This window comes from Georgenia wangjunii (assembly GCF_036421975.1).
Classification (GTDB): domain Bacteria; phylum Actinomycetota; class Actinomycetes; order Actinomycetales; family Actinomycetaceae; genus Georgenia_A; species Georgenia_A wangjunii.
Map to the genome: position 1 here is coordinate 61,009 of NZ_JAZGON010000009.1, position 20,782 is coordinate 81,790.

Here is a 20,782-nt window from a genome sequence, read left to right on the forward strand (position 1 = left end):
TGCCCGACGCGGGAGAGAATCGGGGCATGCCTCCCAAGAGTCGGATCTCCGTGCCGACGACCCCCACCCTGCCCAAGGGCGTCGCCGTCGCCTCCTTCGACACCTACCTCGAGGCGCAGAAGGCGGTCGACCAGCTCTCCGACCGGGCCTTCGCCGTCGAGCGGACGACCATCGTCGGCACGGACCTGCACATGGTCGAGCGGATCACCGGCCGCCTCACCTACCCGCGCGTCGCGCTCGCCGGGGCCATGTCCGGCGCCTGGTTCGGGCTCTTCGTCGGGCTGCTCTTCGGGCTCCTCGCCGACGGCGACGTCTTCGTCATGCTCCTGCCGGCCCTCCTCATCGGAGCCGCCTTCGGCATGCTCTTCGGCCTCGTCTCCTACGCCCTCACCGGCGGGAAGCGTGACTTCACGTCCTCGAGCCAGGTCGTCGCCGGGCGCTACACGCTCCTGTGCGAGGACGAGTACGCCGGTGAGGCGAGGCGGGTCCTCGCCGAGACCGGCGTCCGTGGCACCGGCGCAGCGGCACCCGTGGCGCGCGCCGCCCAGCCGCCCGCCGTCGGCGCCCCGGTGGCGCCCCCGGCCGGCGGGGAGGCCCCGGACGCGGCCCGCCCGCCGTCGCGCTTCACCCCGCTCGAGGACGCGGACGGCAACCCGCGCTACGGCCAGCGGCTGCCGGCCGCGCCGGTCGAGGACCCCCACGACCCGGCGGGGACCGGTCCCCGCGAGTGAGCGCGAACGGGCAAGGACCGGGCACGTCCGTCGCGCTGTCGACGTCCTCGTGCTACCCGCAGAGCACCGCCTGGGCCTTCGCGCAGGCGGCGCGCCTGGGGTACGACGGCGTCGAGGTCATGGTGTGGCGTGAACCGGCGTCCCAGGACGTCGACACCCTGCGCGACCTCGTCCAGCAGCACGGCGTGCCGGTGCTGTCCGTCCACGCACCGACGCTCCTGCTCACCCAGCGGGTGTGGGGCTCGGACCCGTGGGCGAAGGTCGACCGGTCAGCCGCGCTGGCCGAGGCGCTCGGCGCCGAGGTCGTCGTCATGCACCCGCCGTTCCGCTGGCAGCGGGACTACGCCCGCGGGTTCGTCACCGGGGTCGCCGAGCGGCAGGAGCGCACCGCCGTCAAGCTGACGGTCGAGAACATGTTCCCGTGGAAGGCGCGCTCCCGGGAGAGCCCGCGGGCCCGCGACCGCCACGCCTACCTGCCGCACTGGGACCCCGTGCCGCTCGACTACGCCCACGTCACGCTCGACCTCTCCCACGCCGGGATCGCCGGCATGGACGCGCTCGCGGCGGCGCGGGCGCTCGGCCCCCGCCTCGCGCACGTCCACCTCACCGACTCCTCGGGCTCCAACCGCGACGAGCACCTCGTCCCGGGTGCAGGTGCGCAGCCCTGCGGAGAGCTGCTCGAGCTGCTGCCCGGGATCGGGTTCACGGGGTCCGTCGCCGTCGAGGTGACGACGCGCAAGATGAGCGAGGACGCCCGCGACGAGGCGCTCGCCGCGTCCCTCGCCTTCGCTCGCGCCCACCTGGCCGGCGGCGCCGGTCAGGCCTGACGCAGCGACGCCATCCACGCCTCGACGTCGTCGGGGCGCCGGGGCAGGGCGGCGGAGAGGTTCTCCACGCCGTCGGCGGTGACGAGGACGTCGTCCTCGATGCGGACACCGATCCCGCGCAGCTCGGCCGGCACGGCGAGGTCGTCGGCGCGGAAGTACAGGCCCGGCTCGATCGTGAAGACCATCCCGGGCTCGAGCTCGGCCTCGAGGTACATCTCCCGCCTGGCCTGGGCGCAGTCGTGGACGTCGAGACCGAGGTGGTGGCTCGTGCCGTGCACCATCCAGCGACGGTGGAACTGGCCCTCGGGGGCGAGCGACTCCGCCGCGGTGCCCGGCAGGAGGCCCCACTCGGCGAGGCGGGCGGCGATGACATCCATGGCCGCCGCGTGGACGTCCTTGAACCGCGCGCCGGGACGCCCGGCCACGGCGAAGGCGGCGTCCGCGGCGTCGAGCACGGCCGTGTAGACCCGGCGCTGGGGCTCGGTGAAGACACCGTCGACGGGGATCGTCCGCGTGACGTCGGCCGTGTAGAGGGAGTCGACCTCGACGCCCGCGTCGATGAGGACGAGGTCACCGGGGCGCACGGCGCCGTCGTTCGCGATCCAGTGGAGCGTGTTGGCGTGGTTGCCGGCGGCGGCGATCGTGTCGTAGCCGACGGCGTTGCCCTCCTCGCGCGCCTTCGCACCGAAGGCGCCCTCGAGGACGCGCTCCCCGCGGTGGTGGGCGACGGCGCGGGGCAGCGCGCGCACCATGTCCGCGAAGCCCTCGACGGTCGCGGCGACGGCGTGGCGCATCTGCTCGACCTCGTAGTCGTCCTTGACGAGCCGGAGCTCGGACAGGGCCTCGACGAGGCCGGCGTCGGCGTCGGCCGTCCCCTCCTGCCCGCTCCGCGCCGCCGCGACGAGCGCCTCGACGGCCGCGTCCGCGGCGCTGACGACCCGCAGCTGCACCCCACCCGCGCCGGCGTCCTTGGCGAGGGCGTCCGCGAGCCCGTCGATGTGGGCGCAGCGCAGCCCCGTGCGGGCCTCGACCTCCGCCAGGCTCGGGCGCGCCCCCACCCACAGCTCGCCGTACCGCGCGTCCGCGAAGAACTCCTCGGTGTCGCGGCCGGCCCGGGGGCGGAAGTACAGGACGGCCTCGTGGGTGGCGGCCTCTGGCTCCGAACCGGTGACGTCTGCGGGCTGCTCGTCGGGGGCGACCGGGTGGAGGACGAGGACGGCGTCGGGCTCGGCCTCGGCGGCGAGGCCGGTGAGGTGGACGAACGCCGAGTGCGCCCGGAAGCGGTAGTCGGTGTCGTTCGAGCGGACGACGAGCGCACCCGCGGGGACGACGAGCCGCTCGCCCGGGAAGAGTGCCCCGACGCGCGCCCGGCGCCCGGCCGCGTGGTCGGCCACCTCGCTCCGCTCCGGCAGGCCGGAGGCCTCCTCGCCCCAGCTGCTCGCGATGAACTCGCGGAAGGCGGGCGAGGAGGGACGCTGCGAACGGTTCGAGCCGCGGTCCTCGAGCGGCTGCTCGCCGGGCGCGGAGGCGGGGAGGTCGGCGTCGGCTGCGCCCGCCTGCGTCGGGACGGCCGGCTCTGCGGCGGCGGGGGAGGCGACGGCGGAGCCCGCGGCGGGCTCGGCGGCGGTCGCGTCGTCGGGGGCGCTGGAGGGGATCGACGTGCTCATGGCCACATCGTCGCACCTGCGGGGCGAGGGGCGCACGGGGCGCCCCGGCCAACCGCCTACCCTTGCCTCGTGCCCGTCCGCCACCCCGTCATCGACCCCCACACGCACTCGAGCGTCTCCGACGGCACCCAGTCCCCGGGCGAGCTCATGGCCGCCGCGGCGCGGGCCGGCGTCGACGTCCTCGGCCTCACGGACCACGACACGACCGCCGGCTGGGCGCAGGCCGAGGAGGCCGTCGCGACGACCGGCGTCGCGCTCCTGCGCGGGACCGAGATCTCGTGCTCGTCCGCCGGGATCAGCGTCCACCTCCTCTCCTACCTCCACGACCCCGGGCACGCACCCCTCGCGGCGGAGCTCGACCGCTCGCGCGCCTCGCGCGACGACCGGGCGCGGCTCATGGTCACGCGGCTCGCGGAGGACTACGAGCTCACGTGGGGCGACGTCGAGGCGCAGATGGAGCCGGGCACGACCGTGGGGCGCCCGCACATCGCCGACGCGCTCGTCGCCCGCGGCTACGTGCGCGACCGGAGCGCCGCCTTCACCTCGATCCTCCACGCGCGGAGCCCGTACTACGTGCGCTACTACGCCCCGGACGTCCAGGCGGCCGTGCGCTGCGTGCGCGCCGCCGGCGGGGTGCCGGTCATGGCGCACCCGTTCGCGAGCGTGCGCGGGCGCATCGTCGCCGCCGAGGTCATCGAGTCCATGGCGGCCGCGGGCCTCGCCGGCGTCGAGGTTGACCACCGGGACCAGGACGCCGCGTCGCGGCGACGGCTCACCGAGATCGCCCGCAGCCTCGGGCTCTTCGTCACCGGCTCGAGCGACTACCACGGCGCAGGCAAGCCCAACCTGCTGGCGGAGCACTCGACGTCGCCCGACGTCCTTGCCGCCATCGAGGAGGAGGGCCGGATGCCGGTGGTCCGCCCGTGAACGACGTCGTCGACCTCGCGCTCCTCTCGACGACCTTCTTCACGCTGTTCGTCATCATGGACCCGCCCGGCATCGTCCCGGTGTTCCTCGCGCTGACGTCGACGATGACGGCGAAGGAGCGCAAGCGGGCGGCCCTCCAGGCGACGGGCGTCGCGTTCGGCGTCATCTCGATGTTCACGATCTTCGGGCAGTACATCCTCAGCTTCCTGCACATCTCCGTGCCGGCGCTCCAGCTCTCCGGCGGGCTGCTGCTCCTGCTCGTGGCCATGGAGCTCCTCACCGGCAAGGCCGAGGAGCCCAGGGCGGCCGGCGCCGGACGCGTCAACGTCGCGCTCGTCCCGCTGGGCACGCCGCTGCTCGCCGGACCGGGCGGGATCGTCGCGGCGATGCTCGCCGTCGAGGAGTCCGACGGGCCCCCGGGGTGGGTTGCGATCGCGCTCGCCGTCGTCGGGGTCCACATCGCGCTGTGGCTCGCCATGCGCTTCTCGTCGGTCATCCACCGGGTGCTCGGGGAGGGCGGCACGACGCTCGTCACCCGCATCGCGGGCCTGCTCCTCGCGGCGATCGCGACGCAGCTCATGGCGGACGCCGTGTTCGCCTTCATCGACGCGCACGGCTGACCCGGGGGCGCGGCCGGCGCCCGACGCACGAGGGCCGGTCACCTCCCGTGGGAGGCGACCGGCCCTCGTCGTACGCCGTCAGCCCTGCGGCTGCTCCGCGCCGGGCGCGGCGCTGCGCGTCCGGCGGCGGTTGCGCTTGCGCTTGGGGCGCTCCTCGCCGTCAGCCGCCGCCGTGGGGGCCGTGGCCGCCGCGGCGGGACGCTCGGTGCGCCCGCCGTCGCGTCCGCCGCGCCCGCCGTCGCGCGGTGCGCTGCTGCGGCCGGCGTCGCGGCCACCGCGGCCCGCGTCCTGCCCCCGCCCGCGGCCCGCACCGGCGCTCTTGCCGGTCTCGCCGAGGTCCTCGAGCGTCTCGGCACCGAGACCGGCCCGCGTGCGGGCGCTGCGGGGGAGCCGCCCGGTCGTCCCCGCGGGGATGCTGAGGTCGGCGTAGAGGTGCTCGGACGTGTGGTACGTCTCGACCGGGTCCGCCTGGCCGAGGCCGAGCGCCTTGTTGATGAGCGACCAGCGCGGCACGTCGTCCCAGTCGACGAACGTGACGGCGATGCCCTTGTTGCCCGCGCGGCCGGTGCGACCGATGCGGTGGAGGTAGGTCTTCTCGTCCTCGGGGCACTGGTAGTTGACGACGTGCGTGACGTCGTCGACGTCGATGCCACGGGCCGCGACGTCGGTGGCGACGAGGACGTCGACCTTGCCGGCGCGGAACGCGCGCAGGGCCTGCTCGCGGGCGCCCTGGCCGAGGTCGCCGTGGATGGCGGCGGAGGCGAAGCCGCGCTCGGCGAGGTCCTCCGCGACGCGCGCGGCGGTGCGCTTCGTGCGGCAGAAGACGATGGTGAGGCCACGGCCCTCGGCCTGGAGGATGCGGGAGAGCATCTCGACCTTGTTGAGGGCGTGCGCGCGGTAGACGACCTGACGCGTCGCCTTGACGGTGGCGCCGTCGTCGCCCGGGTCCTGCGCGCGGATGTGCGTGGGGCGGGACATGTAGCGGCGCGCGAGCGCGACGACGGCACCCGGCATCGTGGCCGAGAAGAGCATCGTGTGGCGGTTCGGGGACGTGCGGGAGATGAGGGTCTCGACGTCGGGCAGGAAGCCGAGGTCGAGCATCTCGTCGGCCTCGTCGAGGACGACGGTGCGCACGTGGGAGAGGTCGAGCATGCCCTGCTTGAGCAGGTCGATCATCCGGCCGGGCGTGCCGACGACGACCTCCGCGCCCTTCGTGAGGGCGTCGATCTGGGGCTCGTAGGCGCGGCCGCCGTAGACCTGGACGATGCGCGAGCTACGTCGGCGCGCCGCCGTGGCGAGGTCGCCGGCGACCTGGACCGCGAGCTCACGGGTGGGGACGATGACGACGGCCTGGGGCTTGCCCGGCGCGGCGAGCTCCGTCCAGCCGTCCTCGCCCGGTCCCGTCGTGTGCTGCAGGAGCGGGATGCCGAAGCCGAGCGTCTTGCCGGTGCCCGTCTTCGCCTGGCCGATGATGTCCTGCCTGCTGAGGGCGACGGGCAGCGTGAGCGCCTGGATGGGGAAGGGGTGGGTGATGCCGACGTCGCGCAGCGCCTCGGCGATCGCGTCCTCGACGCCGAAGTCGGTGAAGGTCCGCTCGGGGGCGAGGGCCTCGATGGAGGCGTCGGTGATGTCAGCGTCGATCGTGTCGATGCCGGCGTCGGAGAGCGCCTCGGTGTCGGCCGCGGTCGAGACGTCGATGTCGGCCGAGCCGGGCGCGAGGACGCCCGATGTGGTCTCAGACATAGGGGTAGCCAATCGGTCGTGGCGGGGGCCGTCGTGCGGCACCGCGGACGCGGGCCACCGGGCCGCACCGCCGGGTCGTGGTAGCCGATCGTGATCATGTCGTGCCGCGTGGGCGGCGTCGTGCGCAGGCTTGTACGAGACGACCGGGCAACCGTGTGCCTCACCAGCGTACCGCCGATCCCCTCGGATCGGGCGTCGACGGGCAGTGACCCGAACTACGCTGGTCCGCATGCCTGACGCCACCGACCCCTCCGGACCCACCGTCGCGCCGGAGGACGGCCAGCGCGCCCTGGCCCTGCTCGGCCTCGTCACCGCGGGCGCCCTGGCGTCCTTCGCCCGGCTCGCCGACGACGCCGTCAGCGCCCCCGACGTCGCCGGCCGGCTCACCCTCACGCGGATGGCCGGCGAGTCGCTCGCCCACCTGGACGAGCTCGAGCGAGCCATCGAGGACCGCGCGGGCGACCCCGCGGCGGCGGCGGGCCCGTTCCTCGCGCTCCTCGGCGACCTCGACGCGCGCACCACGCCGCGCGACTGGTGGGAACGGCTCATGCGGACCTACGTCGCGGGCGGGATGGTCATCGACCTGCAGCGCGCCATGAGTGCGGGGCTGGACGGGCCCGTGCGCGCCCTCGCCCGCGACGCGCTCGTGGAGAACGGTCACGCGGACTACGTCGTGCGCACGCTCGCGCCCGTCGTCGAGGCCGAGCCGCAGCTCGCGGCCCGCCTCGCGCTGTGGGGCCGCCGCGTCGCCGGCGAGGCGCTCAGCCTCGCGCAGAACGTCGTCCGCGCGTGCCCCTTGCCCGCGGGCGACGCCGACGGGGCGGAGGCCGCGGTCACCGCGCTCGTGAGCGCGATGACCGGCGGGCACGCGCGCCGCATGGGGCGCCTCGGCCTCACGGCCTGAGCCGGTCCCGGGGGCGTGGGCGCCCAGCCGGTCGCGGCCGCGACGCCGGCCCGGAGGGCTGCGGCGTCGCGGCGGTCGGGGCTCAGGCGCCGCTGACGCCGAAGCCCACGCGACGGGGCTCCTCCATGCCGATCTCGACGTACCCGAGCGCGCTCGAGGGCACGACGACGCGACGCCCGCGCTCGTCCGTGAGGACGAGGCTCGTGCCGCCGGTCAGGGCCTTGTCCACGGCGTCGACGACCTCCTGCGCGGTGGCGGAGGACTCGAGGGTGAGCTCGCGCGCGACGTTCCGGACGCCAATGGTGATCTCCACGGGGGTTGTTCTCCTCGCCTGTGGCGGCGCGTCACGCGCCGCACGTCTCGCCTGCTTGTCCCGACCATCGTAGGTGTCGTCGGCGCTCCGGCTCGCCGAGGGCCGGGATGTCGGTGGTCCGTGATTCGATCGGTCCATGCTCGACGTCACCGCCTCTGCCCGGCTCCGGCTGCGGCTCCCCGAGGCACCCCCGCAGCCGGTGCGGCTCGACCCGGCGCAGGCGTCGGTCGTCGCGACGCCCCCCGGCGCGGGGCACCTCCTCGTCGTCGGCGCCCCGGGGACGGGCAAGTCGACGACGGCGGTGGAGACGTTCCTCGCCCGGGTCGACCGTCCGGGCGCCCGGTCCGCCCGGACGGCGTTCCTCGTCCCCACGCGCCAGGGCGCCGCCCGGGTGCGTGACCTCGTCAGCGCCCGCCTCGCGCGCACGACCTCCGACGTCATGGTCCGCACGCCGGCGTCCTTCGCCTACTCGGTGCTGCGTACCCGCGCCGCCCTCCTGCGCGAGCCCCCGCCCACGCTCATCACCGGGCCGGAGCAGGACGCGATCCTCGCCGAGCTCCTCGCCGGCCACCGCGAGGGGCTGGGCGCCCGCGTGCACTGGCCGGGATCGGTGCGGCCGGAGACCCTCGCGCAGCCGGCCTTCCGGGCCGAGCTGCGCGACCTGCTCATGCGGGCGGCCGAGCTGGGGATGAGCCCGGCCGAGCTCGCCGCCGCCGGGCGCCGCCTCGGACGGCTCGAGTGGGTGGGCGCGGCGGGCGTCCTCGCCGAGTACGAGGCGGTGACGGCGCTCGGCGACCTCACGCCGGACCGGGGTGCACGGTTCGACGTCGCCCGCATCGTCGACGAGGCGACGAGTGCGCTGCGCCACTGGGAGCGGGACGTGCCCGGCCACGCCCGCCCGCGGTGGGACTGCGTCGTCGTCGACGACCACCAGGACTCGACGCTCGCCACCGCGCGGCTCCTGCGCGCCCTGGCCGACGACGGCGCCGAGCTCGTGCTCTTCGGTGACCCCGACGCCGGGGTGCAGGGCTTCCGCGGCGGCACGCCCTCCCTCGTCGGCGCCGCGCAGACCGACGAGCCGATCGGTGGCTTCGCGGCCCGCCGCACCGAGCTCACCACCGTGTGGCGCGGCGACGAGCGGCTGCGCGCGGTCGCCCAGCGCGTGACCACGCGCATCCGCACGCTCGGCGTGGCGAGCCACCGGTCGGCCACGGCGCGCCCCGCCCCGGTCGAGGCAGCCCACCCGCACGCCGGGACCGCCGCGCCCGGTGGCCTCGAGGTGGCGGTCCTGCGCAGCGGTGCCCAGGAGGCGGCGTTCCTCGCGCGCCGGCTGCGCGAGGAGCACCTCCACCACGGCACCCCGTGGGCGCGGATGGCGGTCATCGTCCGTTCCGCGGCGCAGGTGGGCGCACTGCGCCGCGCGCTGCGCACGAACGGCGTGCGGGTGGCCCAGGACGCGGGCCAGGGACCCCTGCGGGTCGAGCCCGCCGTCCGGCCGCTGCTGACGGCGCTGCGCGTCGTCGTCACGGGAGAGCTGACCGCGCAGGCGGCGGTCGAGCTGCTGTCCTCGCCGCTGGGCGGGATGGACGCCGTCTCCGTCCGCGGGCTGCGCCGGAGCCTGCGCGCGGGCCGGTCGGCGGTCGGCGCGGCTCCCGGCTCGGAGGAGGACGCGCTCGTCGAGGTCCTCGGGGACCCGGCGCTCGCGCGGGCCCTGCCCGCCCAGCACCGGCAGGGCCCGGCCCGGGTGAGCCGGGTCCTCGCCGCCGGCCGGGCGAGCGCCGTCTCGCGCGGGGCCGGCGCGCGCGAGGTGCTGTGGGCGCTGTGGGACGCGAGCGGGCTCGCCGGCACGTGGCGCCAGCGGGCGCTCGCGGGTGGGCCCGGCGCGGACCGGGCGGACGGTGACCTCGACGCCCTCATGGCGCTGTTCCGCACGGCGGAGCGGTTCGACGAGCGCGAGGCGGGCGCGGGTCCTGCCGCCTTCCTCGCGTGGGTGCTCGCCCAGGACCTCCCGGCCGACACGCTCGCCGCCCAGGGCCTCCACGTCGAGGCGGTGCGGGTCCTCACGCCCGCCGCGGCGAGCGGCGAGGAGTGGGACGTCGTCGCCATCGCCGGGCTCCAGGAGGACGTGTGGCCGGACGTGCGGCTGCGCGACTCGCTCCTCGGCTCGCGCGCCCTCGTCGACGCCGCCTCCCACCGCACGAGCGCCGAGGTGCTGGGGTCCGGCGACCGGACGGTCGCCCGCCGGGAGGTGCTCGACGACGAGCTGCGGATGCTCGCCGTGGCCGTCACACGCCCCACGCGCCGCCTCGTCGCCACGGCGGTGCTCGACCTCGACCACCGGCCCTCGACGTTCCTCGACCTCCTCAGCGGGGCGAGCGCTGACGAGGGGTCGCCGGCCTCCCTCCAGGACGTGCCCCCCGCGCTCGACCTGCGCGGGCTCGTGGCCGAGCTCCGGGCCGAGCTCGACGCCCCGGAGGAGACGCCGGAGGCCCTCACCGCGGGGACGCGCGACCGCGCGCGCGCCGAGCGGCGCGAGACGGCCGCCGGCCTCCTCGCCGCGCTCGCGGACGCCGGCGTGCCCGGGGCTGACCCGGTGGACTGGGCCGGCCTCGCGGGGCCGAGCACGACGACGGCGCTGCGGGCGCCGGACGAGCCGGTGCCGGTGAGCCCCTCGAGCGTGGGCTCCGCCGACGCGTGCGCCCTGCGGTGGGCGCTCGAGTCCGCCGGGGGGCGCGGGGAGGACTCCCTCGTCCAGTCGCTCGGCAACCTCGTCCACGAGATCGCGGCGGAGCACCCCCGCGGCACCGTCGAGGAGCTGCGCGCCGCGCTCGACGCCCGCTGGCACGAGCTCGGGGTCGGCGACGGCTGGGTGGGGCGCCGCTCCCGCGCCGAGGCCGAGGCGATGGTCGACCGCCTCGCGCAGTACGTCGTCGGCGTGCCGGGCGAGGTGGACGTCGAGGTGCCGTTCGCCGCGGACATCGGCCGCGCGCGCCTCACGGGTCGCGTCGACCGGGTGGAGCACCTCGCCGGCCCGGACGGGGACGCCGTCCGCGTCGTCGACCTCAAGACGTCGCGCAACGCGGTGACGGCGGAGGACGGCCAGCGAAACGCCCAGCTCGCCAGCTACCAGCTGGCCATGGACTCCGGGGCGCTCGGTGAGGGGGTGCGCAGCGCGGGGGCACGCCTCGTCTACCTCGGTGCGGGCAAGACCGGTCCGAAGGTGCGCGGGCAGGACGCGCTGGCCGCCGCCGAGGACCCGGCGTGGGCGCACGAGCTCGTCACGCGCGTGGCGGAGGCGATGGCGGGGGCGACCTTCGTCGCGCAGACCAACCCCGGGTGCTCGACGTGCCCGGTCCGCAGGAGCTGCCCCGTGCAGCCGGAGGGACGGAGGGTGAGCGGATGAGTGCCGTCGCCACGCAGATGAGCGCGCTCGACATCGCCCGGGCGCTCGGGCAGCCCGAGCCCACGGACGAGCAGCGCGCGGTCATCGAGGCGCCGCTCGCGCCGCTCCTCGTCGTCGCGGGTGCCGGGTCGGGCAAGACCGAGACGATGTCCGCCCGCGTCGTCTACCTCGTCGCGAACGGCATCGTCGCCGCCGACCAGGTCCTCGGCCTCACCTTCACGCGCAAGGCGGCCGGTGAGCTCGCGGACCGCGTGCGCAGGCGCCTGCGCCAGCTGCGCGCCGCCCCCGGCGTCACGCTGCCGCGCCCGGCCGGCGCCGTCGAGGGGGTGGACGTCGACCGGCCGAGCATCTCGACGTACAACTCCTTCGCCGCCAACCTCACGCGCGAGCACGCGCTCCGGCTCGGCCTCGACCCGGACGCACGGCTCATCACCGACGCCGCCTCGTGGCAGCTCGTCACGGACATCGTCCAGGGCTGGCGTGACGACCTGCCCGTCGACGCCTCGCCGGCCGCCGTCACCGAGGCCGTCCTCGCGCTCTCCGGCTCGCTCAACGAGCACCTCCTGACGACCGCCGAGGCCCGGGTCCTGCTCGAGGACCTCGCGGAGTCGATGGCCGCCAAGGCGCCGGCGGGGGCGCGGAGCACGCCGTACGCCGGGGTCCGGGCCGTCATCGCCTCGCTCCGGGAGCGCGCCGAGCTGCTCGACGTCGTCGACGCCTTCGCCCGCGCCAGACGTGAGCGTGGCCTCGTGGACTTCGGGGACCAGGTCCTCCTCGCCGCACGGATCGCCGAGAGCGTGCCCGAGGTGGGCGCGGTGCTGCGGGAGCAGTTCCCGGTCGTCCTCCTCGACGAGTACCAGGACACCTCGGTGGCCCAGCTGCGCCTGCTCGGGCACCTCTTCGCCGACGGGCACCCGGTCACCGCCGTCGGGGACCCCAACCAGGCCATCTACGGCTGGCGCGGCGCCTCCGCGGCGGCGCTCGCCGACTTCCCGCGGCTCTTCCCCAGCGCCGGGACCGACGGGCAGGGCACCCCCACCGCGTACCTGACGACGTCGTGGCGCAACGACGCCCGGATCCTCGCCGCCGCCAACGTCGTCTCCGCACCGCTGCGCGCGGTGCCAGGGGCGGACGCCGCCGACGCCGGCGGCCGGACCGGTGACGCCGCGCCCGGGGGGGACGACGCAGGACCCCCCGGTGCGCCCGTCGTCCACGTCCCCGAGCTCGTGGCACGTCCGGGCGCCGGGCAGGGGGAGGTCCTCAGCGCCTTGACGACGACGCTGGAGGAGGAGGCCGCGTGCGTGGCCGACTTCTTCGCCGACCGGTGGGTGGCGGGCGGTGCGCTGACCGCCGCGGTCCTGTGCCGCACGCGTGCCCAGTTCGCCCCGGTGGTCGCCGAGCTGCGGGCGCGCGGCATCCCCGTCGAGGTCCTCGGCCTCGGCGGGCTGCTCGGCACGCCCGAGGTGACGGACCTGCGGGCCACGCTCGAGGCCGCCCACGACGCGTCGCGCGGTGACTCGCTCATGCGCGTCCTCACCGGGCACCAGCTCGGGATCACCGACCTCCACGCGCTCGCCGACTTCGCGCGCGTCCTCGTCGCCCGCGAGGGCACGGACCTCGACGCGCGCGCGGAGGCGAGCCTCGTCGAGGCGGTGGAGACGCCGCCCCCCGCGGGATGGACGGGGCCGCGCGGGCACACGTTCAGCGCCGAGGGGGCCCGGCGCGTGACCCGGGTCCGGGACCTGCTGCGGGAGGTCCGCTCCCTCACGTACCTCCCGCTCCCCGAGGTCCTCGCCCAGACGATCGTGCTCCTCGGGCTCGACATCGAGGTCGGGGCGCGGGCGGGCGTGGTCCCGGCGCGGGCGCGGGCCAACCTCGACGCGATCGTCGAGGTGGCGGCGGGCTTCGCCTCCGACGCCGAGGTCCCCACCCTCGGGGCCTTCCTCGCGTGGCTCGACGCCGCCGAGCAGCGCGAGCGCGGCCTCGAGCGGGCCGACGCCGAGCCGGAGCCCGGCGCCGTGCAGGTGCTCACCATCCACGCCTCCAAGGGCCTGGAGTGGGACGTCGTCGCCGTCGCCGGCCTCGTCGAGAGCCAGTTCCCCTCCTACGACGGGACGCCCAAGGACTCCGGGGAGGTGTCGGCGTCAGGCTGGCTCACGAGCCGCCGCGCGCTGCCCTACCCGCTGCGCGGGGACGTCATGAGCCTGCCGGCCCTCGACATCGAGGCGGCCGTCACGCACAAGGACATGGAGGAGGCGTGCGCGGCCTTCAAGGTCGCCGGCGGCGCGCACGCGGTCGCCGAGGAGCGTCGCCTCGCCTACGTCGCGCTCACCCGCGCCAAGCACACCCTGCTGCTCACGGGCTCGTGGTTCCGTACGGGCAAGTCCCCGCTGCCTCCGTCCCGGTTCCTCACGGCACCGCGCGCCGCCGGCCTCGTGACGGACCTGCAGGAGTGGGCGCAGCCCCCGGTCGAGGGGACGACGAACCCGAGCCTCGACCTCACCGTCGAGGCGCAGTGGCCGCACGACCCGCTCGGTGCGCGGCGCCCGTGGCTCGAGTCGGCCGCCGCGGCGGTCCGGGCGCGGGCAGGCACGTCGGTCCCGGCGCTCGAGCGGGCGGTCGACCCGCGGGCGCGCCGCTGGCTGCGCGACGCCGAGCTCCTCCTCGCCGAGCGGGCACAGGCGCGGACCACCGGGCTCGACGTCCCGCTCGGGGCGCACCTGTCCGCCTCGGCGATGGTCGGCCTGCTCCGTGACCCGCGCGCGTTCGCCCTCGAGCGGCGACGGCCGGTCCCCGCCGCGCCCAGCTCGCAGGCCTCCCTCGGGACGCGCTTCCACGCGTGGGTGGAGCAGTTCTTCGGCGCCGCGAGCCTCCTCGACGTCGAGGAGCTGCCCGGCGCCGACGACCGGGCGGACGGCGGCGAGGACCCGGGCGTCGACCTCGCGCAGCTGCAGCGCACCTTCGCCGCCTCGGCGTGGGCGCAGCGCGTGCCGGTCGCGGTGGAGGTCGACGTCGAGACACCCGTCGCGGGGACGGTCGTGCGGTGCAGGATCGACGCCGTGTTCGACGACGCCGAGGGGCTCGTCGTCGTCGACTGGAAGACCGGTGCGCCGCCCCGGGACGCCAAGGCGCTCGCCGAGCGCGAGGTGCAGCTCGCCCTCTACCGTCTCGCCTGGGCGCGTCACTCCGGCCGGCCGCTCTCCGAGGTCGGGGCCGCGTTCTACTACGTCGGGCACGACCTGACCGTGCGTGCGGGAGACCTCGACGAGCGCACGCTCGAGGAGCGGGTGGGTGCCGCCATCGCGAGCGCCGGGGGATGAGGGTGCGGGCTGGGCGCGGTCGCGGTGGAGCGCCGGGTCTTCTTCCATCCGCCGCTCGTTCCTCGCGGCTCCCGCGGGGCAGCGGCCGCTAGGCGGGGGTCCGGGCGAGCACCGGGCCGGTGAGTACCGCCGGGCGCGTCGGCTGGCGCTGGGAGCACGCGACGGCGAGGAGGGCGAGGGCGAACCCGGCCGCCTGGACGGGGGAGAGCGCCTCGTCGAGGACGGCCCACCCGAGGACCGTCGCGACGAGCGGGGAGATGAGCGGGATGAACGCCACCGAGCCGGCGGGGAGGCGACCCACCCCGCGGAACCACAGGACGTAGCCGAGGAGGGTCCCTCCCAGCGCGAGCCAGAGGTACCCGCCGACGGCGCGGCCGTCGAGCGGAGGTGGACCACCCTCGACGAGCAGGGCGAGCGGGAGGATGAGCAGGCCGCCGGCCGTGAGGAGCCAGCCCGCGTAGGAGACCGGGTCGGTCGGCGTTCCCCACCGCTTGCTCAGCACGGTGCCCAGCGCCATGGACACCGAGCTCGTCAACGCGGCCAGCGCCCCGAGCGGGCTGAGCGCGGCGCCCGGCGCCAGCACCATGAGCGCCACCCCGACGACGCCGAGGACACCCCACGCCAGCCGCCACGCCGTCGGCCGCTCGCGGAGGAGCGGGAGCGCGAGGACGGCCACGATGAGAGGGTTCGCCGCGCCGAAGACGGCCGCGACCCCGCCGGGCAGGAGGGAGGCCGCGAGGAAGAGGAGCGGGAAGAACGCCCCGATGTTGAGCGTGCCCAGCACGAGCGCCTTCCACCACCACGCCCCCCGCGGCAGCGAGCGGCCGAGGGCCAGGGCGAGGAGCCCGGCGGGTAGCGCCCGGAGCAGGCCGGACCACAGCGGGTGCCCAGCAGGGAGGAGCTCGGTGGTCACGACGTACGTCGTCCCCCACATGGCGGGAGCGGCGGCGGTCGCGCCGACGAGCGCCCACGTCCTGCCCGTCGCTGTCACGACTCGCCTCACGTTTCGAGATCGAAAGGTTTGATCTCGAGACACGCTAGGCGGGTGTTAGGTTGAAGTCAAACAGTTCGACGTCGAAGGGTGCAGGCGCATGGTCCACGACCGGGTGAGTGACTACCTCGGGCAGTGGCGCCGGCAACGGCCCGACCTCGACCCGGCGCCGATGGGCGTCGTCGGCCGGATCTCCCGGGCGGACGAGCTCATCGGGCGCGTGACCCGGGCGTACTTCGCCGAGCACGGCATCCAGGCGGGCGAGTTCGACGTCCTCGCCGCGTTGCGGCGCTCGGGCAGCCCGTTCACGCTCACTCCGGGCGCGCTCGCCGAGAGCACGATGGTCAGCTCCGCCGCGATGACCAACCGCCTCTCCCGGCTCGAGAGCAAGGGGCTGCTCGCGCGCCGGACGGACCCGGCGAACCGGCGCAACGTCCTCGTCGCACTGACGGAGCGGGGCCGCGCCCTCGTCGACACGGTCGTCGAGGGCCACCTCGAGAACGAGCGGCGCGTCCTCGCACCGCTGACCCAGGCGGAGCAGGACCGCCTCGCCGGGCTGCTCGAGAAGCTCCTCGCGGGCGGCGGCGACGTCAGCCGAGGGACTCAGGCCTGAGCCGTCGGCCGATCCTCGTCCTCGGCCGGCACCGGCGGGATCTCCTGCGTCAGGGTGGCGTCGTCGTCGTCGTCCCCGGCGCGGTCGGCTTCCACCGGCTGCCCGTGGGCGGTGGAGCCGGTGCGTGCCTCGGGGGCCGCGTCCGGCTCCGTGCGGCTGCCGATCACCGCGTCGTCGTCGGCTCCGGCCGCGGTCGCCTCGACCGGGGCGTCGTCGTCGGTGGCACGGCCGTCGACTGCGCCGCGCGTCGCGTCGTCGTCGGCCAGTGCCGGCACCGCCGCGTCGTCGTCGGCGGGGCGGTGCGCCGCCTCGCCCTCCGGCTCGCCGGGAGAGGGCTCCACCGCCGCGTCCTCCTCCGACGCCCACGCCTCGGTCCGTCCGGCGACGACGATCGGCTCGCGGAAGCCGATGGGCGGCTCGTCGGCCACCTCCTCGGCGAGCGTCGCGAGCATGCCCACGGCGTCGCGGATCACCGGCTCGTCGTCGGTGCGCACGCCGTGGAGGAGCCAGCGGGCGAGCGCGAGCTCGCTGACGAGCACCGCGCGCTCGACGAGGTTGGTGTCGCCCTGCTCGGTGCGGGTGAGGGCGTAGGCCTCCTGGATGGAGTCGAGGCACTCCGGGGGAGCGGTGGCGAGGAGCCACGCGAGGTCGACGGCGGGGTCACCGACGTGGGTCTCGGAGAAGCTGAGGATGGCGCTCACCCCGCCGTCGGCGATGAGGATGTGCTCCTCGGCGAGGTCGCCGTGGACGGGGGTGGCGCGGAAGCGCCACAGCGCCACGTCCTCGAGCGCGTGCTCCCAGCGGTGGAGCAGCGCGGGCGGGACGTGCCCGGTGCGAGCGGCCTCGTCGACCTCCGCCAGGCACCTCCGGCGGTACGCGTCCGCGTCGTAGACGGGGAGGCCGGCGTCCTCGACGAGGCGGGACGGGAGCTCGTGGAGGCTCGCGATGGCCCGCCCGAGCTCGGCCGCCAGCCCGGGTCCGGGTGCCAGCCGCTCGAGGTCGAGCGGGCGGCCGGGCAGCTGCCGGTAGACCATGGCGCGGCCGCCCTCGGGCAGGGGTGCAAAACCCTCCGGTCGCGGCACCGCGAACGGGAGCGTGCCGTCCTTGACGACGGGCGCGAGGTTCTCGAGGAACGCGACCTCCGCCTCGAGGGACGCGCCCGCGGCGGCGTGGAGGGGGCTGCGCACCACCCAGTGCCGACCACCGGAGTCGAGGACCCCGGTCACCTGGAAGTCGGCGGTGGTGCGTTGGGGCGAGCGGGTCGCGACGACGTCGAGGCCGGGGATGGCGACGGTAGCGAGGGCCGCGAGCGCCAGCGGCGTTCTGGTTGGCACGCCCCCACGGTAGGCGGAGGATGCCCGGCAGGCTTGGTGCGCACGCGGCGCGCCCCCTTTCTGCCCGGCCCGCACGCGAGCTTCCGCCCGGCCCGGGCGCGTGCGCTGCCGGCCCCGCGCGCGTGCGCTGCCGGCCCCGCGCGCGGGCGGCGGGGCGCCCGTACCGTGGTCGGATGCTCGCCGACCTGCCCCTCGCCCGGTCCGCCGTCGACGTCGACGCCATCTCCCGAGGGAGGCCCGACCTGCTCGACGAGCTCCTCGCCGAGGCGTCCACGCGGGTGCTCCTCGTCCACCGCGGCCTCGTCGCGGCCGGCGCCGCGGGGCTCGAGCTCGTGCCCGCCGCCGACCTTCCCCCGGGGCCGTGGGAGGCCGGGGAGCTGCTCTACCTCGGGAAGGAGGCCGGTGCCGGCTACCTCGCGCTCGTCCTGCCGGAGGCGCTCGGCGCTGAGCGTGACCTCGACGGGGTGCCGGTCGAGGGCGACGCCCCGCTCGTCGCGCTCATCTCCACGCTCTCGTTCGTCCACCTGCGCGACGTCGGGACGACGCTGAGCGACCGGGACGCCGGCCTCGCCACGACGGCGGTGGCGCTCGCGGCCTGGCATGCCCGCAACCCCCGCTGCCCGCGGTGCGGGGAGGCGACGACGGTCACCCACGCCGGCTGGGTGCGCCGCTGCGTCGTCGACCGCTCGGACCACTACCCGCGCACGGACACCGCCGTCATCATGGCCGTCGTCGACGACGCCGACCGGATCCTGCTCGCGCGGGCCACCCACTGGCCCGAGCGGCGGTTCTCCACGCTCGCGGGGTACGTCGAGCCAGGCGAGTCGCTCGAGGCGGCCGTGCGCCGGGAGGTCTTCGAGGAGACCGGGATCGACGTCGGCGAGGTGCGCTACGAGGGGAGCCAGCCGTGGCCGTTCCCGTGCTCGCTCATGACCGGGTTCCGCGCGTCCGTGCGGCCCGGCGCGGGTGCGGACGTCCGCGTCGACGGCGTCGAGATCGCCGAGGGCCGGTTCTTCACGCGCGCCGAGCTCGGCGAGCAGGTGGCGGCGGGCACGATCCGGCTGCCGAGCGGCACGTCGATCGCCCGCGCCCTCATCGAGGACTGGTACGGGGCCGCGCTCCCGCGCTGAGCGGCCTGCCGCCGGACGCAGCTGCGGCCGGCCGGGGACCGGCCGGCCGCAGCGGGACGTGCTGGGCGCGCGGGCGCCCGTCGTCTCAGGCGCTCAGGCGCGCCTTGACGTCGGCGAGCGAGGGGTTCGTGGCGGCGGAGCCGTCGGGGAAGAGGACGGTCGGGACCGTCTGGTTGCCGCCGTTGACCTGCTCGACGAAGTCGGCCGCCGTCGGGTCCTCCTCGATGTTCACCTCGGTGTAGGCGATCCCCTCGCCGTCGAGCTGCTTCTTCAGCCGCCGGCAGTAGCCGCACCACGTCGTGGAGTACATCGTGATCGTCCCGGCAGCCGGGGCGCTCGTGCTCGTGCTCATCGTCGTCCTCTCGCAGGTTCCCGTCGCGCCGTCGTGCGGTCGCGCGGCCGTCACCGGTGCAACGCCGGGTGCCACCGCCGTCATTCCGTCCGGGCGGACGCTACCCCTCGACGCGGACCTCGATGGTGTGCCACCCGGACGCCCCGTCCGGAGCCACGGGCGTCCGCTCGACCGTCTGGGTGACGCCCGTGCCGTCCGTCGCGCGCACCGTGAGGCGGTGGTCACCGGGCGTCGCGTCCCAGTCGTAGACCCACTGCCGCCACGTGTCCACGCCGAGGGCGTCGGCGAGGCGGGCCGCCGCCCAGGGGCCGTCGTCGACCTGGACCTCGACCCCCTCGATGCCGAGCGTGGGGGCCCACGCCACCCCGGCCACGGGCTGGGCACCGGCGGAGATCCTCGCCGAGGGGGCGGGGACGTCGATCCGTGACTGGGTCTTGACGGGCCCGGAACGCGACCACCCGCGCGGCACCCAGTACCCGACCGTCTCCTCGAACGTCGTCAGCTCGATGGCCGACAGCCACTTGGTCGCCGAGACGTACCCGTACAGCCCGGGCACGACGAGCCGGGCGGGGAAGCCGTTGACGGCCGGCAGCGGCTCGCCGTTCATCGCCACCGCCACCATGGCCTCGCGCACGTCGAACGCGTGGGTCGTGGGGAAACCGGCGGTGAACCCGTCGACCGAGCGGCCGACGAGCTGGGTGGCGGCCGGGTCCACACCGGCGCGGTCGAGCAGGACGTGCAGCGGCACGCCCTGCCAGCGGGCGTTGCCGACGAGGTCCCCGCCGACGGGGTTCGAGACGCACGCGAGGGTGATGTCGGCCTCGACGTGGGGGAGCGCGAGCAGCTCCTCATACGTGAGGCTGAACGGCCGCTCGACCATCCCGCTGACCTCCAGCGACCACGTCGTGGGGTCGACCTGCGGCACGATGAGCGCGGTGTCGATGCGGTAGAACTCCTCGTTGGGCACGAAGAGGGGCGTCAGCCGGGGGATCGCCAGGTCCGCGCCGGGAGGCACGGGCGGGGCGGGGCGTGCCGGCGCGGGGATGCGCAGCGCGGCGCGCACCGCCTCCACCCCTGCCGAGCTCGCCAACCACCGGCCCCCGGCGGCGCCGAGCGCGGCGACGCCGACGGCCGCCGCCGCGACGCTGAGGAAGGCCCGGCGGCCGAGGCCCGCCGCGGCGGGCGGGGGCCCGGAGGTCGCGACGGCGGGCCGGTGCGCCGTGCCCGCCGACGCGTGCTCCGCGACCGTCGCGCCCGGCTGGTGCTCCGCCCTCGCCCGGGCGGCGGTCTCCGCCGGCGCCGCGGCGCTCGCGCCGTGCGCGGCGGTCGGGCCGTGCGCGGCGGTCGGGCCGGGCGCCGCGGCGGCCGGGCTCGACCCCGGGACGGCGGCGGCCCGCAGGAGCAGCCGCAGCGCCCCCACGCCGGCCGCGGCCCCGAGCAGCCCGACGGCGACAGCGGCCGGCGCCGCCGTGCGCGCGTCCGTCAGCGACGCGGCGACGCCGAGCGCAGCGAGGAGGACGAGCCCGGCGGCCGCGGCGGCGAAGGACCGCCGCGCGAGCACGCCGAGGGCGGCGCCGACCACGCCGCAGAGCACGAGCGTCCCGCCGATGAGGGCGGGTTTGTCCGCCGTCCCGAGCACGGCGATGGCCGCGCGCTCGAGCCACCCGGGCACGAGGTCGATGACGACGTCGCCGACCGCGACGACGAGGGACCGGCCGCGCGCCAGGAGCCCGGCCGCGAGCTCGGCCACGCCCAGCGCGACGGCGGTGGCCAGCAGTCCCGAGAGCGCGGCGACGGCGCCGGGGACGGCCTGGGGCGCCACGGGCCGCAGCGGTGGAGGCATGAGGCACGGTACGTCGCCGGGGCGCCGTGCGCCCACCGGGCCGGCACGCGCCGCCGGGCCGGCA

16 protein-coding genes are annotated in these 20,782 nt (G+C 76.5%); 9 read left to right on the forward strand and 7 right to left on the reverse strand.

The features are described 5' to 3' along the window. Window positions 1-26: 26 nt before the first annotated feature. Together V2J63_RS12945 and V2J63_RS12950 are read left to right on the forward strand one after the other, a co-directional pair. Complete coding sequence (locus tag V2J63_RS12945; RefSeq protein ID WP_331231462.1) at window positions 27-731, forward strand: YflT domain-containing protein; 705 nt, start codon at window positions 27-29, stop codon at window positions 729-731. After that, window positions 728-1,558 carry a sugar phosphate isomerase/epimerase family protein gene (locus V2J63_RS12950; RefSeq protein WP_331231463.1) on the forward strand — a complete coding sequence of 277 codons (831 nt, stop codon included), beginning with the start codon at window positions 728-730 and terminating at the stop codon, window positions 1,556-1,558. The genes V2J63_RS12945 and V2J63_RS12950 overlap by 4 nt, the downstream gene beginning before the upstream one ends. On the opposite strand, the gene V2J63_RS12955 is transcribed toward V2J63_RS12950, so the two are convergent. Continuing rightward, window positions 1,549-3,225: an aminopeptidase P family protein gene (locus V2J63_RS12955; protein ID WP_331231464.1), complete on the reverse strand. Its 1,677-nt coding sequence runs from the start codon at window positions 3,223-3,225 to the stop codon at window positions 1,549-1,551. The genes V2J63_RS12950 and V2J63_RS12955 overlap by 10 nt on opposite strands. A gap of 69 nt (window positions 3,226-3,294) precedes the next feature. On the opposite strand from V2J63_RS12955, the gene V2J63_RS12960 reads away from it, so the two are divergent. After that, entirely contained in the window at window positions 3,295-4,152 is an 858-nt protein-coding gene (locus V2J63_RS12960) for a PHP domain-containing protein (RefSeq protein ID WP_331231465.1), read from the forward strand. Then, window positions 4,149-4,772 carry a MarC family protein gene (locus tag V2J63_RS12965; RefSeq protein WP_331231466.1) on the forward strand — a complete coding sequence of 208 codons (624 nt, stop codon included), beginning with the start codon at window positions 4,149-4,151 and terminating at the stop codon, window positions 4,770-4,772. The genes V2J63_RS12960 and V2J63_RS12965 overlap by 4 nt, the downstream gene beginning before the upstream one ends. 78 nt (window positions 4,773-4,850) lie before the next feature. Here the strand turns inward: V2J63_RS12965 and V2J63_RS12970 are convergent, their stop codons facing one another. Further along, window positions 4,851-6,515, reverse strand: coding sequence for a DEAD/DEAH box helicase (locus V2J63_RS12970; protein WP_331231467.1), 1,665 nt, complete (start codon window positions 6,513-6,515; stop codon window positions 4,851-4,853). A gap of 229 nt (window positions 6,516-6,744) precedes the next feature. On the opposite strand from V2J63_RS12970, the gene V2J63_RS12975 reads away from it, so the two are divergent. Next, complete coding sequence (locus V2J63_RS12975) at window positions 6,745-7,419, forward strand: ferritin-like fold-containing protein (RefSeq protein WP_331231468.1); 675 nt, start codon at window positions 6,745-6,747, stop codon at window positions 7,417-7,419. A gap of 82 nt (window positions 7,420-7,501) precedes the next feature. Here the strand turns inward: V2J63_RS12975 and V2J63_RS12980 are convergent, their stop codons facing one another. Then, window positions 7,502-7,732 carry a DUF3107 domain-containing protein gene (locus V2J63_RS12980; RefSeq protein WP_331231469.1) on the reverse strand — a complete coding sequence of 77 codons (231 nt, stop codon included), beginning with the start codon at window positions 7,730-7,732 and terminating at the stop codon, window positions 7,502-7,504. Between the two features lie 136 nt (window positions 7,733-7,868). Between V2J63_RS12980 and V2J63_RS12985 the strand changes: the two genes are divergently transcribed. Both V2J63_RS12985 and V2J63_RS12990 read left to right on the forward strand, forming a co-directional pair. After that, window positions 7,869-11,135: an ATP-dependent helicase gene (locus V2J63_RS12985; protein ID WP_331231470.1), complete on the forward strand. Its 3,267-nt coding sequence runs from the start codon at window positions 7,869-7,871 to the stop codon at window positions 11,133-11,135. Next, window positions 11,132-14,455, forward strand: a complete 3,324-nt coding sequence (locus tag V2J63_RS12990; RefSeq protein WP_331231471.1) for an ATP-dependent helicase — start codon at window positions 11,132-11,134, stop codon at window positions 14,453-14,455. The genes V2J63_RS12985 and V2J63_RS12990 overlap by 4 nt, the downstream gene beginning before the upstream one ends. An 88-nt stretch (window positions 14,456-14,543) precedes the next feature. Here the strand turns inward: V2J63_RS12990 and V2J63_RS12995 are convergent, their stop codons facing one another. After that, on the reverse strand, window positions 14,544-15,389 hold the full coding sequence (locus tag V2J63_RS12995; RefSeq protein WP_491062056.1) for an EamA family transporter: 846 nt from the start codon (window positions 15,387-15,389) through the stop codon (window positions 14,544-14,546). A gap of 157 nt (window positions 15,390-15,546) precedes the next feature. Between V2J63_RS12995 and V2J63_RS13000 the strand changes: the two genes are divergently transcribed. Beyond that, the gene (locus V2J63_RS13000) at window positions 15,547-16,059 is read left to right on the forward strand and encodes a MarR family winged helix-turn-helix transcriptional regulator (RefSeq protein WP_331231473.1); all 513 of its coding nucleotides are present in this window, start codon (window positions 15,547-15,549) and stop codon (window positions 16,057-16,059) included. Here V2J63_RS13000 and V2J63_RS13005 read toward each other — a convergent pair. Beyond that, window positions 16,050-17,393, reverse strand: coding sequence for a macrolide 2'-phosphotransferase (locus V2J63_RS13005; RefSeq protein WP_331231474.1), 1,344 nt, complete (start codon window positions 17,391-17,393; stop codon window positions 16,050-16,052). The two genes, V2J63_RS13000 and V2J63_RS13005, sit on opposite strands and share 10 nt — an antisense overlap. Before the next feature lie 173 nt (window positions 17,394-17,566). Between V2J63_RS13005 and nudC the strand changes: the two genes are divergently transcribed. Then, on the forward strand, window positions 17,567-18,523 hold the full coding sequence (nudC, locus tag V2J63_RS13010) for an NAD(+) diphosphatase (protein WP_331231475.1): 957 nt from the start codon (window positions 17,567-17,569) through the stop codon (window positions 18,521-18,523). Window positions 18,524-18,608: 85 nt separating this feature from the next. Here nudC and V2J63_RS13015 read toward each other — a convergent pair whose 3' ends face one another. Both V2J63_RS13015 and V2J63_RS13020 read right to left on the reverse strand, forming a co-directional pair. Continuing rightward, window positions 18,609-18,875, reverse strand: a complete 267-nt coding sequence (locus tag V2J63_RS13015) for a mycoredoxin (protein ID WP_331231476.1) — start codon at window positions 18,873-18,875, stop codon at window positions 18,609-18,611. 100 nt (window positions 18,876-18,975) lie between these two features. Then, window positions 18,976-20,718, reverse strand: a complete 1,743-nt coding sequence (locus tag V2J63_RS13020; RefSeq protein WP_331231477.1) for a molybdopterin-dependent oxidoreductase — start codon at window positions 20,716-20,718, stop codon at window positions 18,976-18,978. Window positions 20,719-20,782: the final 64 nt, after the last annotated feature.

Excerpts from the sequence above, each read along its gene's own strand:
- V2J63_RS12945 (WP_331231462.1), top strand. The coding sequence starts at position 27 with ATGCCTCCCAAGAGTCGGATCTCCGTGCCGACGACCCCCACCCTGCCC.
- V2J63_RS12955 (WP_331231464.1), bottom strand. The coding sequence starts at position 3,225 with ATGAGCACGTCGATCCCCTCCAGCGCCCCCGACGACGCGACCGCCGCC.
- V2J63_RS12970 (WP_331231467.1), bottom strand. The coding sequence starts at position 6,515 with ATGTCTGAGACCACATCGGGCGTCCTCGCGCCCGGCTCGGCCGACATC.
- V2J63_RS12975 (WP_331231468.1), top strand. The coding sequence starts at position 6,745 with ATGCCTGACGCCACCGACCCCTCCGGACCCACCGTCGCGCCGGAGGAC.
- V2J63_RS12985 (WP_331231470.1), top strand. The coding sequence starts at position 7,869 with ATGCTCGACGTCACCGCCTCTGCCCGGCTCCGGCTGCGGCTCCCCGAG.
- V2J63_RS12990 (WP_331231471.1), top strand. The coding sequence starts at position 11,132 with ATGAGTGCCGTCGCCACGCAGATGAGCGCGCTCGACATCGCCCGGGCG.
- V2J63_RS12995 (WP_491062056.1), bottom strand. The coding sequence starts at position 15,389 with ATGTGGGGGACGACGTACGTCGTGACCACCGAGCTCCTCCCTGCTGGG.
- V2J63_RS13000 (WP_331231473.1), top strand. The coding sequence starts at position 15,547 with ATGGTCCACGACCGGGTGAGTGACTACCTCGGGCAGTGGCGCCGGCAA.
- nudC (WP_331231475.1), top strand. The coding sequence starts at position 17,567 with ATGCTCGCCGACCTGCCCCTCGCCCGGTCCGCCGTCGACGTCGACGCC.
- V2J63_RS13015 (WP_331231476.1), bottom strand. The coding sequence starts at position 18,875 with ATGAGCACGAGCACGAGCGCCCCGGCTGCCGGGACGATCACGATGTAC.
- V2J63_RS13020 (WP_331231477.1), bottom strand. The coding sequence starts at position 20,718 with ATGCCTCCACCGCTGCGGCCCGTGGCGCCCCAGGCCGTCCCCGGCGCC.